At 70.0% G+C, this 17,573-nt stretch carries 13 protein-coding genes and 1 rRNA gene; 13 read left to right on the forward strand and 1 reads right to left on the reverse strand.

What is annotated here, in order from left to right; all coding sequences use genetic code 11:
- From rrf to LBC97_02855, 13 genes are all read left to right on the forward strand, one after another.
- Positions 1-114 (forward strand): 5S ribosomal RNA (gene rrf / locus LBC97_02795); the annotation flags it as partial.
- 220 nt (positions 115-334) lie between these two features.
- Complete coding sequence (locus tag LBC97_02800) at positions 335-1,024, forward strand: hypothetical protein (protein ID MDR2564985.1); 690 nt, start codon at positions 335-337, stop codon at positions 1,022-1,024.
- Complete coding sequence (locus tag LBC97_02805; protein ID MDR2564986.1) at positions 1,021-2,046, forward strand: HAD-IIA family hydrolase; 1,026 nt, start codon at positions 1,021-1,023, stop codon at positions 2,044-2,046. Before LBC97_02800 ends, LBC97_02805 begins: the two co-directional genes overlap by 4 nt.
- A gap of 96 nt (positions 2,047-2,142) precedes the next feature.
- Positions 2,143-3,444, forward strand: coding sequence for a GNAT family N-acetyltransferase (locus tag LBC97_02810; protein MDR2564987.1), 1,302 nt, complete (start codon positions 2,143-2,145; stop codon positions 3,442-3,444).
- A 159-nt stretch (positions 3,445-3,603) separates the two neighbouring features.
- Positions 3,604-5,595: a right-handed parallel beta-helix repeat-containing protein gene (locus LBC97_02815; GenBank protein ID MDR2564988.1), complete on the forward strand. Its 1,992-nt coding sequence runs from the start codon at positions 3,604-3,606 to the stop codon at positions 5,593-5,595.
- 196 nt (positions 5,596-5,791) lie between these two features.
- A complete protein-coding gene (locus LBC97_02820) occupies positions 5,792-7,405 on the forward strand; it encodes an ATP-binding cassette domain-containing protein (GenBank protein MDR2564989.1) in 1,614 nt (537 codons plus the stop codon).
- A gap of 42 nt (positions 7,406-7,447) precedes the next feature.
- Entirely contained in the window at positions 7,448-9,418 is a 1,971-nt protein-coding gene (gene thrS / locus LBC97_02825) for a threonine--tRNA ligase (protein ID MDR2564990.1), read from the forward strand.
- Positions 9,411-9,995: an HIT domain-containing protein gene (locus LBC97_02830; GenBank protein MDR2564991.1), complete on the forward strand. Its 585-nt coding sequence runs from the start codon at positions 9,411-9,413 to the stop codon at positions 9,993-9,995. The genes thrS and LBC97_02830 overlap by 8 nt, the downstream gene beginning before the upstream one ends.
- Positions 9,995-10,624 (forward strand): CDP-alcohol phosphatidyltransferase family protein, encoded by a 630-nt coding sequence (locus LBC97_02835; protein ID MDR2564992.1) that lies wholly within the window; start codon positions 9,995-9,997, stop codon positions 10,622-10,624. The genes LBC97_02830 and LBC97_02835 overlap by 1 nt, the downstream gene beginning before the upstream one ends.
- Positions 10,621-11,535: a phosphatidylinositol mannoside acyltransferase gene (locus LBC97_02840; protein ID MDR2564993.1), complete on the forward strand. Its 915-nt coding sequence runs from the start codon at positions 10,621-10,623 to the stop codon at positions 11,533-11,535. Before LBC97_02835 ends, LBC97_02840 begins: the two co-directional genes overlap by 4 nt.
- Positions 11,535-12,641, forward strand: a complete 1,107-nt coding sequence (locus tag LBC97_02845; GenBank protein MDR2564994.1) for a glycosyltransferase family 4 protein — start codon at positions 11,535-11,537, stop codon at positions 12,639-12,641. Before LBC97_02840 ends, LBC97_02845 begins: the two co-directional genes overlap by 1 nt.
- Positions 12,642-12,648: 7 nt before the next feature.
- On the forward strand, positions 12,649-13,185 hold the full coding sequence (locus tag LBC97_02850; GenBank protein MDR2564995.1) for a hypothetical protein: 537 nt from the start codon (positions 12,649-12,651) through the stop codon (positions 13,183-13,185).
- A gap of 176 nt (positions 13,186-13,361) precedes the next feature.
- The gene (locus LBC97_02855) at positions 13,362-16,133 is read left to right on the forward strand and encodes a hypothetical protein (protein ID MDR2564996.1); all 2,772 of its coding nucleotides are present in this window, start codon (positions 13,362-13,364) and stop codon (positions 16,131-16,133) included.
- Positions 16,134-16,224: 91 nt separating this feature from the next.
- Here the strand turns inward: LBC97_02855 and LBC97_02860 are convergent, their stop codons facing one another.
- Positions 16,225-17,556: a UDP-glucose/GDP-mannose dehydrogenase family protein gene (locus LBC97_02860; GenBank protein ID MDR2564997.1), complete on the reverse strand. Its 1,332-nt coding sequence runs from the start codon at positions 17,554-17,556 to the stop codon at positions 16,225-16,227.
- Positions 17,557-17,573 lie beyond the last annotated feature (17 nt).

Consider the following 17,573-nt stretch of genomic DNA (forward strand, 5'->3'; position numbering starts at 1 on the left):
GGTGGCCACAGCGGAGGGGAAACGCCCGGAACCATCCCGAACCCGGAAGCTAAGCCCTCCAACGCCGATGGTACTGCCAGCGCAGGCTGACGGGAGAGCAGGAAACCGCCGACACAACCCCATAAGGCGGTCCCCCTTTTCCTTGCGGACAATGAACGCGGGGGAAAGGGGGACTCGCCATTTAACGGGCCGGGCGCCGGGAAGCGGCGCCCGGCCAGCCGCAAGCCACAGCCGGGCCGCAAGCCGTGTCCGGGGCGTGGGCGGCGAACGGCAGGGCCGTGCAGCGTGCCGGACCCGGCGCCGCTCGCCGGAACTCGCGTAGGATCGAGGGGTTATGCCATTGCACCGAGACGACTTCGGCGAGCGCAATCGGGAACGCGAAGCCCGCCGTATGCAAGCGCACAATCGGTTGGAAGAGCCAGACTTGCCGACCATTCCCGACCACGTCTCCTCAGCCGATCTGCCGAGTTGGATCAGGGCGCAGCTGAGAGGCTTGGGGGAGCAGAACGGGGAGTTGGTGGGACGGCATCTGGCCATGGTGCTGGAGTACCTGGAGGAAGTCCCCGAGCTGGCCTACAAGCACGCCCGCGCGGCGGCGGATCGGGCCGGACGGGTGGGCGTGGTCCGGGAGTACGCGGGGTTGGCGAGTTACTACACCGGCAGGTACGCCGAAGCGGTCCGGGAGCTCAGAACCTACCAGCGCTTGTCGGGCGAGAAGCACCACACGGCCATCCTGGCGGACGCGCTGCGCGGAGTCGGCAAGTCGGGGGACGCCGTCGAGCTCGCGGCCGGCACGCCAAGGGCGTCGCTGGACCCGGACGAGGCGGTCGAGCTGGCCATTGTGGGCGCGGGGGCGCGCGCCGACATGGGGGAGTTCGGCGCGGCGCGAGCCGCGTTGGACCGGCTTTTGCGCGCCAACTTGGATGTTGACCAGCGGGAGCGGGCGGTGGAGGCGTTGGACCGGATAGAGGCTTTGGCGGCGGGGGCCGATCCGGCCACCCAAGAGTTCGTGGAGGGTGAATGAGCGAGGGCCGCCTCCTGCACGTGTCGGATCAGTTGCGCCGACACTTTGACGTGGCCCTGACGGACTTGGACGGGGTCTTGTTCCGGGGCAACGCGCCGGTGGCGAAGGCTGCCGATGCCGTGGCGGAGGCCAGGAAGGCCGGGCTCCGGTTTGTTTTCATCACGAACAACGCGTCGCGGCCGCCCAAGGTGGCGGCCGCCAAACTCGGGTCGGTCCGCATTCCGGCGGAACGCGAGGACGTGGTCACCGCGGCCGAGGCAGGGGTTCAACTGATGGCGGGAGAGATCGAGCCCGGCTCCCGTGTGATGGTGGTAGGCGGCAACGGGCTCACCGAGGCGGTCACCAAGGCCGGATTCAAATTGGCGACGGCCGCCGTGGAACGCCCGGCCGCAGTCATCCAGGGGTGGAGCCCCACACTGACCTGGCGGGATCTTGAGGAGGGCTGCTACGCCATTGAGGCGGGTTCGGCCTACTACGCCACCAACCTGGACAAGAGCATTCCGACCGAATTCGGCTTCGCCCCCGGCAACGGCGCCATGGTGCAGGCCATGGTGATCACGACGGGGGTGCGGCCGAAGGCCTCCGGCAAACCCGACCCGCTGATCTTTTGGCTGGCGGCCGAGCGCCGCCAGGCCGTCAACCCGCTGGTGATCGGCGACCGCCTGGACACGGACATGGCGGGCGCCAACAACGCGGGCTATCCCGGCCTGCTGGTGTTGACGGGGGTCGCGACAGCCGCTGACGCTTTTGTGGCCCGCCTGGCGGAACGCCCCAGCCTGATCGCGCGTGACCTGACCGCCCTGGCGGAACCCCATCCGGCCCCGACCCGCGAGGGCGACCGCTGGCTTTGCGGGCAAGCCCGCGCGTGGGTGGACGGCAACCGGCTGGTGGCCGAGGACCCGTCCCCGGCTGAGGACGGCCCTTCGAACGAGGCGATTCGCGCCGCCGCAGCGGCCGCCTGGGCGGCCGCCGACCAGGGCGTGATCCTGGAGCGCGAGTCCATACCGCCCGAATTCTCCTGAGCAGCCGGGGGACACCCGCGCGCTCGGCGATCAGGCGCGGGGCAGCCTGGCCGGTGCGCGTCCGGACCCGCCGACGGGACGTGAAAGACTGCCGGGGTGACTTTTCTGACTGAGGCGGTGGACGGCATCGTGCCCGCGAGGATTGTGCGGCTGGAACGGAGCCGGTCCGAGGACTTCGTGGAGGTGGACGAGCTCGTCTGGTCGACGCGGCGCGTCGAGGAGCGGGCGCGGCTGGGCGTGGAGGCGCTGGACTTCTCCTGGGCTGTCGGCGTGGACGTGCCAACGGAGGGCGGCGCGCGGCTGGGCGCGGTGGCCTCGGCGTTGAGCTTCGACCTGCCGGTGCCGGGCGGCCGGGTCAACGCCGCGGGGCTGACCTGCGTGGGCGTTCGCCCCGAGTACCGGGGGCGAGGATTCCTGCGGGCCATGATCGCCCGCCACTTCGCCGACTGCCGGGACCGGGAAGTGCCGGTTTCCCTGCTGTTCGCCTCGGAGATGTCGATCTACGGCCGGTTCGGCTACGGTCTGGGCAGCACAGGTGTAACTCTGAGGCTGCCCCGGGGCGCGGCGCTGCGCCCGCTGCCCCAAGGCGGCGCCAAGGTGGAGGCGCGGTTTGAGACGGGCAGTTTCGAGGCGCACGGGGCCGTGATCGAGGCGATCGACCGCCAACTGGGCCACGGCCCGTCCGCCCGTCCGGGCTGGACCGGCCTGACCAGCCCCGCCCGCCAGCGATTGCTGTTCCAAGACGAGGGGCACAAAGACCTGGCGCTGGAGCCGTGGCGCGTGCTGATCGTCAGCCGGGACGGGGAACCCACGGGCTACGCGCTGGTGCGGCGCGAGTCGAAATGGGACGGCGACCTCCCCGCCGGCACGGCCACCGTCCGCGTGGCGCAGGCTTTGGACCCGGCCAGCGGGCATGAGCTTTGGCGCCAGCTTCTGAGCTTGCCGCTGGTCGCCGTCATTGAGACGCCGCCTCTGCCGCTGGACCACCCGCTGCTTCACTGGTTGGAGGACTGGCGCGCCGGGCGGCCGGCCTGGGGCGACTTCGAGCACGTCCGCCTGGTCGACGTGCCCGCCGCCTTGCGGGCCCGCCGCTACGCCGCGCCGCTCGACCTGCGGCTGGCCGTCCGCGACCGGCTGCTGGGCCACAACGAGGGGGTTTGGCGCCTGCGGGGCGGCTTGGACGGCGCCGAGGTCGCCAAGGTCGCGGAGTTGACCGACGATGCCGACGCCGACCTCGCGCTCGACGTCCGCGAGTTGGGCTCGCTCTATTTGGGCGGCGTCACCGCCACGTCCTTGGCCGGCGCCGGGCTGGTCGCCGAGGCCACCGCGGGAGCGGTGGGGCTGGCCGCCCGCGCCTTCGCGGCGGAGCGCGCGCCTGGGACGCCGCACCCGTTCTAGAACACCGGAGGGCAACCGCCCGGCAGCGTTGGCGGGCGCGCCGTCAGCGGGCGTAGGCAACGCGCCGCGCGGGGGTCGGCGGGTACTGACGACGGACCGTCGATCGGAGGCTGCCGCGGGGGCTACCGTTCAATGGAACCGACCCGGAGGGGAACCGAGATGACCGAATACCACGTCGCCAAGAGGGGCTCTTACTACGCGTCGGGGCTGGCGGGCGATCCGTTCTCGACTATTGGCGAGGCCGCGCGGGTGGCGGTGGCGGGCGATCAGGTGGTGGTCCATGAAGGCGTTTACCGCGAATGGGTGGACCCCCGCCACGCGGGCTTGAGCGACAAGCGACGGATCGTGTTCCAGGCCGCCCCGGGGGAGCACGTGGTCATCAAGGGCTCCGAGTCGGTGGTGGCCTGGGTCCGCGAAGCGGGGGAGGTTTGGCGGGTGTCGCTGCCGAACGACCTGTTCGGCGACTTCAACCCCTACGCGCTCGCGGTGGAGGGGGACTGGGTGGTGGAACGGTTCCCCGGCGAGCCGGTCAGGCACCTGGGGGACGTGTACCTGAACGGACGGAGCCTGTATGAGGCGGCGTCCAGGGAGGAACTGGACAATCCGCCGCGGCGGACGGCGGTCAAAGACGACTGGACCGGAATTGTCGATCCGATCGCCGACCCGGATCAGACGCGCCGGGTCTGGTATGCCGAGGTGGACGAGGAAGACACCACCATTTGGGCCAACTTCGGCCAGGCGAACCCGAACGCGGAACTGGTCGAAGTCAACGTTCGGCCCTGCGTCTTCTATCCGAGCCGGACGGGCCGCGACTACATCACCGTGCGGGGGTTTGAGTTGGCCCAGGCCGCCTGCCCGTGGGCTCCGCCGACAGCCGATCAGCCGGGGCTGATCGGCCCGAACTGGGCCAAAGGGTGGGTGATTGAGGACAACGTGATCCACGATGCGAAGTGCTCCGCCGTCTCGATCGGCAAGGAGGCCTCCACGGGGGAGAACAACTTAACGCGCCGGCGCGACAAGCCCGGCTATCAATACCAGGTCGAGGCTGTTTTCGCGGCACGGGGGATCGGCTGGGCGAAAGAACGGGTCGGGTCGCATGTGATCAGGCGCAACACGATCTACGACTGCGGCCAGAACGCGATTGTGGGGCACCTGGGCGGCGTCTTTTCCCGCATTTGCGACAACCACATTTTCAACATCGCGTTGAAGCGGGAGTTCTTCGGCCATGAGATCGCCGGAATCAAGCTTCACGCCGCCATTGACGTGGAGATCAGCCACAACCTGATCCACGATTGCTCGTTGGGCGTCTGGCTGGACTGGCAGGCGCAGGGGACCCGTGTCGCCCGCAACATCTTGTTCGGCAACGACCGGGATCTGTTTGTCGAGGTCAGCCACGGCCCGTACGCGGTGGACCACAACATCTTCGCCTCCCGCGCGGCGGTCGAACTGGCCAGCCAGGGCGGCGCGTTTGTCGGCAACCTGGTGGGCGGGACGCTGCGGTTGGAGGCGGTGATGAACCGGGCCACGCCTTATCACGTCCCGCATTCGACCGAGGTCGCGGGCTACGCGGTGGTCCACGGCGGCGACGACCGCTGGGTCGGCAACGTTTTCCTTGGCCCCGGAGGCGATCCGGCGGACGTGGGCGCCGCGTACGCCCCGCCGCCGGCCGCGGCCTTCTACGGCACCGCCCGCTACGACGGGCATCCCGCGTCGTTTGAGGCTTACCTGGCCAGCGTCGAAGCCGCCCTGCCCGGCGACTTGGACGCGGTGATCGGGCTCAAGCAACCGGTCTACCTGGCTCGCAACCTGTACTTGAACGGCGCGGCCCCGTACGCCCAGGAGGACGGGGCGGTGGTGGCGGCCGCGCCGGGCCGGGTTCGCTTGGAACAAGCCGACGATGCCGTCTGGCTGGCGGCCGAACTGCCGCCCGAGTTCGGCTCGCTGACGGTTCCGATCCAAGGCGCCGCGACCTTGGAGCGGGTCCGCTTGGCGGACGCCGATTTCGAGGCCCCTGACGGATCGCCCCTGGTCATGGACATGGACCTGACCGGCGCCAAGCTGGGGCCTAAGTCCGTGCCCGGCCCCATCGCGGCGCTGAGGCCGGGCGCCAACCGCGTCCGTCTTTGGCCGCTGACGCCGCCAGAGCTCTGACCGTTCGGACCTAGCCTGCGAATCGGCCCCGCCCCGGCGAGGGCCCCGTTTCGACCGGGCGTCGGGCGGTCACCTGACGGCGGCGGGTTTGGTAGGGTGGGGGCGTCCTGTTGCCCCTTGAAAGGCCGCGCTTCAACATGTGGATTTGAGTCTGTTACCAGTTCCCCGACAGACCTCACCCTTGCTTGGAGCGCGCATGCCTCGGCCGACACCTTCTATTTCAGTTTCCAATTTGGGCTTCGCATTGCCGGATTCCGCCGCCCCGTTTTTCAGCCTCAGCTTCGCTTTGGGTCCCGGCCGCCACGGGTTGACCGGCCCCAACGGGGGCGGCAAGTCGACCTTGCTGCGGTTGGTCGCAGGCGAATTGAAGCCGACCGCCGGGGCGGTGGCCGTCAACGGCGAGATCGCCTATCTGCCCCAGCGCCTCCAGTTCGATCCGGCGGCGCCGGTCAGCCGGCTGCTCGGGATAGCGCACAAGCTGACGGCCATCGCCGCGATCGAGGCGGGCAGCGTGGACCAGGCGCACTTCGACGCGATCGGCGAAGACTGGGACGCCGCCGAACGCGCCCGGGCCGAACTCGCCAGGCTTGGCCTGGGCGGGTTGGGGTTGGACCGGCCGTGCGGCACTTTGTCCGGCGGGGAGGCGCTAATGGTTTGCTGGGCGGGGCTCGCGCGGCGCCGGGGCGGCATTTTGCTGGCGGACGAGCCGACCAACAACCTGGACCGGCGGTTCCGGGAGAGCCTGATCGACGGCATCGGACGCTATGACGGCGTGGTGCTGGCGGTCAGCCACGACCAAGCCTTGCTGGACCGGATGGACCGGATCGGCGAACTCCGCGACGGGGAGCTGACCTGGTATGACGCGCCGTTTAGCGCGTTCATGGCGGCGAAAGAGGCCGAGGCGGCGGCCCGCCAAAAGGCCCTGGCGGAGGCGAAGGCGGACCTCCGGCGGGAACGGCGGGACCTGGCGGAGGCGCAGACGCGCCAGGCGAGGCGGGACGCCGCCGGGCGCAAGGCGGCGGACTCGCTGCCCAAGATCATCGCGCACGCGCGCAAGGGCAAAGCCGAGGCCACCGCGGGCAAGACGAAGCATTTGCACGAGGACCGGATCGAAGCCGCGCGCGAACGCCTGGACCAGGCCAAGGACGCGTTCGGGAGCGTCGAGCGTTTGAAGCTGGACCTGCCGGGGGCGCTGGTGCCCGCCGGCCGGGACGTGCTGGAGTTGGCGGGCGTCCGGCCCGCCCACACCGAACTCGACGTCAGGCTGCGCTTGCGCGGCCCGGAAAGAGTGGCGCTGACCGGCCCAAACGGGATTGGGAAGACCAGCCTGCTGCGCTGCGTTCTGGGGCTGGACCGCCCGGCGGCGGGCGCGGTCCGCCTCCACGTGCCGGCCCGTCTGCTGCCGCAGAGCCTGGACATGCTCAGCGAGGACCGCTCGGCCCTCGACAACATCCTCCGGCCGGCGCCGGGGACCATGGGCTGGAATCCGTTCGGCGCGGAGGAGATCCAGCGGGTCAGGGCGGGCCTGGCCAGGTTGGGGCTGCGGGGGGCGAAAGTCGAGCGGCCGGTGGGCGCCCTGTCCGGGGGCGAACGCTGGCGGGCCACCTTGGCGGCGCTGCTGCTGACCAGGCCGACTCCCCAGCTGCTGTTGCTGGACGAGCCGACCAATTCCCTAGACTTGGACGCCAAGTCGCTGCTGATGGAGGCCCTGGCGGACTACCCCGGCGCGTTCGTGGTGGTGAGCCACGACGACCGTTTCATGGTGGGAATCGAGCCGACCCGCCAATTGGACCTGGGTGGCGAGCGGTAGGCTCGGAGCGGCAAATTGAGTAGTTGGAAAGAGGGAACAGCAGTGTCCAGTGACGAGGCGCCCAAGACGGGCGCTGAACTGTTCGCCGACCGCGATGACGTGGTGGTGGTCCGGGTTGACGGCGAGTTGAGGGATCTCGACCAGCCGATCCCCGAAGGGGCGGTGGTTGAGCCGGTCACCCTGGCGGAGCCGGACGGGTTGAACGTGCTGCGGCACTCCGTGGCGCACCTGTTGGCGCAGGCGGTCCAGGAGGTCAACCCGGACGCCAAGTTGGGGATAGGGCCGCCCATCGAAGACGGCTTCTACTACGACTTCGACGTGGCGGAGCCTTTCACCCCCGAGCAGTTGCGCCAACTGGAAAAGGTCATGACCCGGCTGGCCGCCCAGGGGCAGACGTTCAACCGGCGCACGGTGACAGACGACCAGGCCCGCGCCGAGCTCGCCCACGAGCCCTACAAACTCGAACTGATCGGCCTGAAGAGCCAGCCGGCGGACGCCGGCGAGGACGCTGGCGTGGAAGTCGGCGCGGGCGAGCTCACCATTTACGACAACATCAGGCGTGACGGGGCCGCAGCCTGGAAGGACCTGTGCCGGGGCCCGCATCTGCCCAGCACCAAGCACATCAAGAAAGGCGCTTTCAAGCTGATGCGGTCGGCCGCGGCCTACTGGCGCGGCGACGAACACAACCAGCAGCTGCAGCGGATCTACGGGACCGCCTGGCCCACGGCCGATGACCTCAAGGAATACACGGAACGGCTCGCGGAGGCGGAGCGCCGCGACCACCGGAAGCTGGGCGCGGAACTGGACCTGTTCTCATTCCCGGAGGAAATCGGCTCCGGCCTGGCGGTTTTCCACCCCAAAGGGGCGGTCATCCGCCAGGAGATGGAGGAATACTCGCGCCGCCGACACATAGAGGCGGACTACGACTTTGTCTACACCCCCCACATCACCAAAGCGCGGTTGTACGAGGTGTCGGGGCACATCGACTGGTACGCGGACGCGATGTACCCGCCCATGCGCCTGGACGAGGAACGGGGCGCCGACGGCCACATCAAGCGCCAAGGCCAGGACTACTACCTCAAACCCATGAACTGCCCCATGCACAACCTGGTGTTCGCGGCCCGCGGCCGCTCCTACCGGGAACTGCCGCTGCGCTTGTTCGAGTTCGGCACGGTCTACCGCTACGAGAAGTCCGGCGTGGTCCACGGCCTGACCAGGGCGCGCGGCTTCACGCAGGACGACGCGCACATCTACTGCACCAAGGACCAGATGCGGGACGAGCTCGCGTCATTGCTGGGCTTCGTGATCGACCTGCTGGGCGACTACGGGCTGAACGACTTCTACCTGGAACTGTCCACCAAGGATCCGGACAAGTACGTGGGCTCGGACGAGGTCTGGCGCGAGGCGACCCGCACGCTTGAGGAGGTCGGCCTGGCCTCCGGCCTGGAGATCAGACCGGATCCGGGCGGGGCCGCGTTCTACGGGCCCAAGATCTCCGTTCAGGCGCGGGACGCGATTGGGCGCACTTGGCAGATGTCCACCATCCAACTGGACTTCAACATGCCGCAGCGTTTCGGCTTGGAGTACACGGCGCCGGACGGCTCGCGCCAGACGCCCGTTATGATCCACCGCGCGCTGTTCGGGTCGATCGAACGCTTCTTCGCCATCCTGACCGAGCACTACGCGGGAGCCTTCCCCACCTGGCTGGCCCCGGTCCAGGCGCGCGCCATACCCGTCTCGGCGGACTTCGACGGCTATTTGGAACAGGTTGTGCGACAGCTGAAAAGCCTGGGCGTGCGGGCGGAGATCGACCGCAGCGACGACCGCTTCGGCAAGAAGATCCGCAACGCCGCCAAGGACAAGATCCCGTTTGTGCTGATCGCCGGCGCCGAGGACGCGGCCCAGGGGGCCGTGTCGTTCCGCTTGCGGGACGGGTCGCAGGACAACGGGATCCCCGTTGAGGAGGCGGTCGCCCGCATTCTGGGAACAATCGAACGGCGCTCAAATGACTGAAAACGCTCCCCCCGGCGAACGTGCGGGGCCGGCGCCGGGCGAGGAAGCGGCATCGGGCGCGGCGGGTGTGCCGGACGGCTTCGAGCGTCTCTGGGTGCCGCACCGGATGGCGTACGTGGACGGCGAGGCGCGGCCGGCGGACGGCAACCCGGACGACTGTCCGTTCTGTCTGGCGCCCGAACGGGAGGACGAGGAGGCGCTGATCGTGGCGCGCGGGCGGACGGTCTACGCGCTGCTCAACCTGTTCCCCTACAACCCCGGGCATTTGCTGGTCTGCCCCTATCGACACGTGCCGGAGTTGACGGACCTGACGGACGAAGAGGCCGTCGAGTTGATGGACTTCTCGCGGCGGGCCGTCCGGGCGATCCGCCGGGCCAAGGCGCCGCACGGCTTCAACCTGGGAATGAACCTGGGCGCCGTGGCGGGGGCGGGAATCGCCGCGCATCTGCACCAACACGTGGTGCCGCGCTGGACGGGAGACTCGAACTTCTTCCCGATCGTGGCGCGCTCGCGGGCTCTGCCGGAGTTGCTGGGCGCCACGCGGGCGGCCGTCGCCGCGGCTTGGGACGCGCCCTGATGCTTGGCGCCAACTCCAAGCCATTGGAGCAGCGGCTGTTCGGCCGGCCGGCGGCCTGGCTGGTCAAGCACCATGTGCGCGCGAACACGGTGACGGTGGCAGGAGTGGCCGTGCAGTGCGCGGTCGCGTTGACGCTGTTCCCGCTCGGCTACCTCTGGCAGGGGGCGGTGGTTCTGGCGGCGGTGGTGACCACCGATGCGCTGGACGGCACCATGGCCCGGCTGGCCGGGACGGCGTCGAAATGGGGGGCGTTCCTCGACTCGACGCTGGACCGGTTGGCGGACGCGGCGATTTTCGCCGGGTTGACCGTGTACCTGGCCCGCGAGGGGCACACCGCGGGCGTGATCGCCGGCGTGGCGGCGTTGGCGGCGGGAACCGTTGTGCCCTACACCCGCGCGCGGGCGGAGGCGCTGGGCTACCAGGCCACCGTGGGGATCGCGGAGCGCGCCGACCGGTTGATCGTGGCCCTGGTGGCGGCGTTCTTGACGGGCCTTGGGCTCAGCCCGCTGGTGTTGGTGGTCGCCTTGGGAGTGCTCGCGGCGGCCAGCCTGGTGACGGTGGGGCAGCGGTCATGGGCGGTCTACACGCAGGCGCGGGCGGAAGCGCAATCGCAGGCGGACGAACAGTGAACCTGACGGCGCTGGCCTGGAAATGGGTGCCGCGCCTGCCGGACGGCCTGGCGCGCGCCTTGTTCACTCTGGGCGCGGACTTGGCCTGTGTCCGCCCGGGCAAGGGCGTGCGCCAACTGGAGGCGAATCTGCGCCGGGTGCGCCCCGAACTGGCCCCCCGGGCGCTGCGCCGGCTGACCAGGGAGGCCATGCGGCGCTACCTCCGCTACTACTGCGAGGCGTTCCAGGTGGCGAACTGGCCGAAGGAGCGGGTCACGGCGATGGTCCGCATGGGGGACGAGCAGCGGGTCCGCTCCGAGATCGGGGAGGCCCCGCGACTGGTGCTGGCTTTGGGGCACATGGGCAACTGGGACTTGGCGGGCGCGTGGGCCACCGACCACTTGGCTCCCATCACCACGGTGGCCGAGCACTTGCGGCCTGAGGAGGTGTTTCAGGACTTCTTGGCCATGCGCCGCCGGATCGGCCTGAACATCATTCCGCTGGAGCGCGGCCAATCGGTTTTCCGGCAACTGCTGCGCGTGACCCAGGAGGCCACCAAAGCCGGCGAGCCGTGGGCGGTGCCCCTGCTGGCGGACCGCGAACTGGGCCGGGGCGGGGTCGAGGTGGACTTCTTCGGGGAGAAGGCGCTGATGGCGCCGGGGCCGGCCGCTTTGGCGCTGGCCTCAGACCGGCCGCTGTACGCCGTGGCGATGTACCGGGACGGGCCCGGCTACGCGCTGGAGTTCTCCGCCCCCATCGCGCCGCCGCCCGGCCTGCCCAAAGCCGAACAGGTCGCCGCCATGACGCAGGCCTGGGCCGGATTCCTCGAAGGCGCCATCCGCCGCCACCCCGCAGATTGGCACATGCTGGCCAAGGTGTTCGTCGCGGACCTCGACCCGGAGCGGCTGGCCCAAGTGCGGGGCGGGGCCTGATGCGCATCGGCCTGGTCTGCCCCTACTCGTTCGACGTGCCGGGCGGCGTCCAGTTCCACATCCGGGACCTGGCCGGGGAGTTGATCGAACGCGGCCACGAGGTCTCCGTGTTAGCCCCCGCCGAAGAGGACACGCCGTTGCCCGCCTACGTGGTGGCGGCCGGCCGGTCGCTCCCGATCCACTACAACGGGTCGGTGGCGCGCCTCAGCTTTGGGCCGCTGGCGGCCCGCCGCACGCGGCGTTGGCTGGGCGACGGCGAGTTCGACCTGCTGCACATCCACGAGCCGATCGCCCCGTCGCTCGGAATGCTCGCGATGCTCAACGCCCACGGGCCGCTGGTGGCCACGTTCCATTCGTCGCAGACCGCCTCGCGCGCTTTGCGCGCCGCGTATCCGCTGGTCAGGGCGTCTATGGAAAAGATCGTGGGGGCCATCGCGGTCAGCGAGGACGCCCGCCGGACCGTCATGGACCATTTGGGGGTGGACTCGGTCATCATCCCTAACGGGGTGCACGCCGGCTATTTCGCCAACGCCGAGCCGGATCCGCGTTGGCAGGCCACCCCGGACCGGCCGGTGGTGGCGTTCCTGGGGCGCCTTGACGAGCCGCGCAAGGGCCTGAAAGTCGCGCTCGCCGCGGTGCCGCTGGTCCAAGCCGCGTTTCCGGGCGTCCGGTTCGTGGTCGCCGGGGCCGGCGATGCCGCCGAGGCGCTTGGGCATTTGGGTCCCGAACGGGCCGCCGTCGAGTTGGCGGGCTCCATCACCGACTCGGAAAAGGCCGGCCTGTTCAAGGGCTGCTCCGTGTACATCGCGCCGCAACTGGGCGGCGAGTCCTTCGGGATTGTGCTGGTCGAGGCGATGGCGGCGGGCGCGCCTGTGGTGGCCTCCAACCTGCCGGCCTTCGCCCGCGTGCTGGACGGCGGCGAACTGGGGCACCTGTTCACGTTGGGGGACGCTGGGGCGCTCGCAGACGGGATCGTCGGAGCGTTGAACGGAAGCGACCAGACCAAGCGCCAGGTGGAGGCGGCCAGCCGGGCGGTGCTGCGCTACGACTGGTCGCAGGTGACGGAAAGCATCCTGGCGGTTTACGACACGGTGACGGGGCGTTAGGGGCGGCATGGACTGGACCGGCTCCACGCTCGTCACCTTGGCGGCCGCGGCCCTGGTGGTCGGGGCGGTCTGGTATGCGGCGAGCCGGGTCGACCGGATGCACCGGCGGGTGGAGAACGCCTGGGGCTCGCTGCAGCTGCAGCTGACCCGGCGGGCCTCGGTGGCGCTGGACTTGGCGCACGAGGACCTGTGGGACCCGGTCGCGTCGATGGTGGTGGCGGAGGCGGCGCGCGGCGCGCTGGAGGCGCCGCCTTGGGGGGCGGAGCATTCGGAGCTCTCGGCGGTGTTGCGGGCCGCCGCGGGCGACCGCGCCCAGGTCGAGGCGGACTTTGGGCGCCCGGACCGGGAGCCGCTCCTGCGGGAGTTGAGCGCGGCCTGGTACCGGGCCATCCTGGCCCGCCGTTTCCTCAACGAGGCCGTGTCGATGACGGCGCGGTTGCGTTCGCGCCGCCTGGTCCGCTGGCTGCATCTGGCCGGCCGCACGCCCATGCCGCAGTCCTGCGACATTGACGACGCGCCCCCGGACGGGCTGATCAGCCAGTAGCCGCGGCGGTGATCAGCGGAAACACTTCACACGGGTTGGAAACACGGCGGTCGTTCTGACGCAATTGAGGAGAAACTGCTGGGAAACCGCCTCCTTCTAGCGTCTTTGGAGAGGCGCCGGCGGTCCTCAACGCGTTGTCCCACGCACCCGCCGATCGCCCGGAAGGAGATATTTCGATGACCAATCCGCGGCGGAAAGTCAGCGGGGGTTTTGTCAAGCGCTGCGTTGCGACGGTGGCGGCGGCGTCCGTGCTGGGCGTTGTCGGCGCCGGCGCAGCCTGGGGTTATACCAGCGTGACCATAGTGGGGGGCGACCAGTGGAACGTGAATGACGCGGTCAGCCCGCGTGTCGACACAGGCAGCGTCATGTCCACGAGTTCCAACGCCTTGATGGGCTACGGCGGCCTGCGGGTGCAGGTGCGCGGCGGCGCTAGCCCGCTGGGCGGTCTGCTGCTGCGGGGGTTCGAGTCGACCTATGACGGCCTGGACACGTTCGAGGCCCGCCAAGGCGTGGACGTGGACGGGGTTGTTGTCCAGCGCGAGCTCACCATTGACCGCGTGACTAGCGTTGGCCGCTTCTACGACGCCTTCACCAACACGACCGCCGCGTCCGTGACCGTGGACGTGGCCTTCGGCGGGCAACTCGGCTACGACACAGGGGCGAACCAGAGCGCGATCGCCGCGACCGGCGACGGCGACGTTGCGATCACGGCCGCCGACGGCTGGGCCAGTTGGTACACCCCGAGCAACGGCCCCGGCTCGGCCAGCAACAACGGCCCGTCCGCCACGGTCTTCGGAACCCCCGGATTCGCGGGATCGCTTGGCCGGGTGGGCAACTTCCTGCGCGACCCGTTCACCAACGACCTGCCCGCCACGGGCGACGAGTCGAACCATCCCGCGTTTGTCAACACGCTGACGATCGCACCGGGCCAGACCGCCGCGGTGGTTCACTTCGTCGCCACGGGACTCTCCGAGGTCCGCCCCGTCGCCCAAGGGGCGGCCGTGCCGCCCGCCGGCGCCGAGGTGGCAGAGGTGCAGGCGGCCGCTGCCGCCCTCGCGGCGGCCCCGGATTGGGACGGTTTGAACTCCGCCGAGGTCTGCGCGATCGCGAACTTCGACCTGGCGGGAACTGACTGCGCGACCCCCGAAGGGCCGGTCCTGGGCGGGATAGGCGCGACGGCGGCCCCGATCAAGGGAACCACTAGCGTGGCCTACGACGTGCGCGGGAAGACCATCACCGACCTCCTGGCGGACCTTGAGGCCGGCGTGGTCACCAACGTCGAATTGGTGCAGGCCTACCTGGACCGGATCGAAGCCTATGACAAGGGGCCGTTCGGCCTGCATGCGGTCCTGACGATCTCCCCGACCGCGCTTGAGCAGGCCGCCGCCGCTGACGCCGCCCGCCAGGCGGGGGACGACCGCCCGCTGCTCGGCATCCCGATCCTCGTCAAAGACATAGTCGACACCTACGACATGCCGACCACCGGCGGCTCGCTGGTGTTCGACGGATACCAGCCGACGGCGGACTCCTTCCAGGTGGCCAAACTCCGCGAGGCGGGCGCCATCATCTTGGGCAAAGCCAATCTGGCCGAGTTCGCCAACGACGGGCATTTCAGCCCCAGCGCCTACGGGCAGGTGTGGAACGCCTTCGACCCGTCCCGCTCTTCGATCGGCTCCAGCGGCGGATCCGCCGTGGCGGTCGCCTCCGGGTTCGCCGCCGCCGCGATCGGCACGCAGACCGGCGACTCGCTGTGGGGTCCGTCCGGCGCGGCCAGCCTCTTCTCGCTGCGCGGCACGGACGGCATCCAATCAAGCGCGGGGACCATGCCGCTGACTTTGATTCAGGACTACGTCGGCTTCATCGCCCAGTCGAATGAGGACCTGGCGTTGCTGCTCTCCGTGGCGGCCGTCGACAACCCGGACGACGTGCTGGATGACGTGGCCAACGGGAGCCGTCCCGCCGACTGGACCGAGTTCTTGAAGGCGGACGCCCTGCAGGGCAAGCGCATCGGCATTCCGGACGGCGCGTTCGACGACCCGTTCGGGACCACCGCGGTCACGGACGCGCTGGCCGCGCAGTTGGCCAACTTCGAGGCGGCGGGCGCCACCCTGGTGCACATCCCGGCCGCCCCGGCCGCGTTGGGCGGGCGCCCAACGGGCGACCTCGGCTATGAGGGCTGGTCGCAATGGATCGACGCCCATCCGGACAACCCGTACACGGCGGCGGAGCAGATCATCCGGAGCCCGCTGCGCGTCCCCAACCGCGTCAGCACGAACCCGTACACGGGGACGGGCAGGATGACGGACGCGGAACAGCGGGCGTTCGAGCAGTGGCGGGCCGACAGCCGCGCCGCCCTGGCCGACTGGATGGACCAGAACGGGGTTGACGCGGTCCTCTACGGCGCCGAACTGAGCGACATCCACTTGAACGATTCGATCCAGCCGAGCTTTGGGCGGATCGACCCGCAGTCTTCCGCCACCGGCGTGCCCACCGCGATCTTCCCGGCCGGGTTGAACGCCCACGGCAACCCCGTCGGCTTCCAGTTGCAGGGCAAGGCGTTCCAGGACGCCGAGTTGTTGGGCTTCGCCTACGCCTTTGACCAGGTGGCCCACGGCCGGGTGCTCCCGTCGGTCACCCCGCCGCTGCCGCTGGCGGCCGGCGAGTCCCCGGACGATCAGGACGGCGAGGAGGATCCGGACGGCGAGGAAGACCCTGACGGGGAGGAAGACCCTGACGGTGAGGAGGGTCCCGGAGGCCAAAACGGTTCGCCCAGCCCGAGTGGTTCGGCGAAGCCGAGCGCCGATGCCGTGAACTCGCCCCCCAGCGCCAAGGCCCTCCCGATCACCGGCGTTGGCGGCCAGATGTGGTGGACGCTGGGCACCAGCGCCCTCGCGATAGCCTTGGGCGCGGCCCTGCGGATGCGAGCCCGGAAGCCGGCCTCAACGTGACCGGCACCGCGTCCTAACCGGCGCGCGATCACGCCCGGCGCCGTCCGCGACGCGCGAGGGTCGTTATGACCCGCCGCGCCGCGGACGGCGCCTACAGTGTTGGGCGGCCGGGGGAGTGGATTGTCCAGCCTGCGGCTTGCCAAGCCGGCACGTCTAGGCATAGGCGGGCGTCCACGACTTGGCGGGTGTCAGTCCAAGTGGCGACTTCGGCGGGGTCCAGCGCGCGGTACTCCGGCCACTCCGTGAGGACCAGGATCACTTCCGCGCCTTGGACCGCCTCGGGGACCGTCTCGGCGTAGGCCAGGCCTGGATAGGCGGCGCGCGCGGTGCGCACCGCTTGCGGGTCGGTCGCCACGACTTCGGCTCCCGCCGTCGCCAACGCCTGGGCGACCAAGATTGACTGGCTGTTGCGGACGTCATCGGACAACGGCTTGAAGGCCAATCCGAGGACCGCGATCCGGGCGCCGGCGACGGGGCCGCCCAAGGCGCGCTGGGCCAACTCCACCACGCGGGCGCGGCGGGAGACGTTCAGGTGATCTGCGGCAGAGAGCAGTTCGGCGGTCAGCGGCGCCCCCAGCTCTTCCGCCCGCGCCGCCAGCGCGTGCAGATCCTTCGGCAGACAGCCGCCGCCAAAACCCAGGCCGGGGTTGAGGAAGAGTTTTCCGATGCGCTCGTCGAGGCGGAGCGCGGCGGCCACGTCCAGGATGTCGGCTCCGGCGGAATCGGCCAAATCGGAGATCGCGTTGATGAAGCTGACGCGCAACGCGAGGTAGGAATTGGCGGATGTCTTTACCAATTCGGCGGACTCGTAGGACATTTTCAGGCGGGGCGTGCCGACAGCTAGGAGGTCCGCGTAAACCTGGTCCAGAACGTCGGCAGCCGACTTGCCGCCGAAGCCGCCCCGTTTGGCCGAAACCTGGGCCAGGCCGTAGACAATGCGGTCCGGCGCCAGCGTGTCCGCCACGGCGTGGCCCTCACGCAAGAACTCCGGATTCCAGACCAGGTGTGCGCCCGCGTCCGCGAGGCGGGCGGCCAGCGGCCGGGCCGTTCCCACCGGCACCGTCGACTTGCCGACCACCACCGCGTCCGGTCGCAGGTGGGGGAGCAGGTCCACTGCGGCGCGGTCAAGGGCGGACAGGTCCGCCGCTTGAGAGCCGGGCAACTGCGGCGTGCCGACGCAAATGAAATGGACCTGGCAATTCGCCGTGTCGGCGCTATTGTCGCTGAAGCTCAGTCGGCCTGATTCGAGGCCCTGCCGCAACAGGTCGGCGAAACCGGGCTCGTAGAAAGGAGCCTCCCCGGCTCGAAGACTGGCGACTTTTGCCTGGTCTGAGTCCACGCCGATGACTTCATGCCCCAAACTGGCCATGGCCGCGGCGTGGACGGCTCCCAGGTAGCCGCAGCCGATCACAGACAAACGCACCCGCTTACCTTACCGGC

The organism is Bifidobacteriaceae bacterium (genome assembly GCA_031281585.1).
In the GTDB taxonomy this organism is placed as follows: Bacteria; Actinomycetota; Actinomycetes; order Actinomycetales; family WQXJ01; genus JAIRTF01.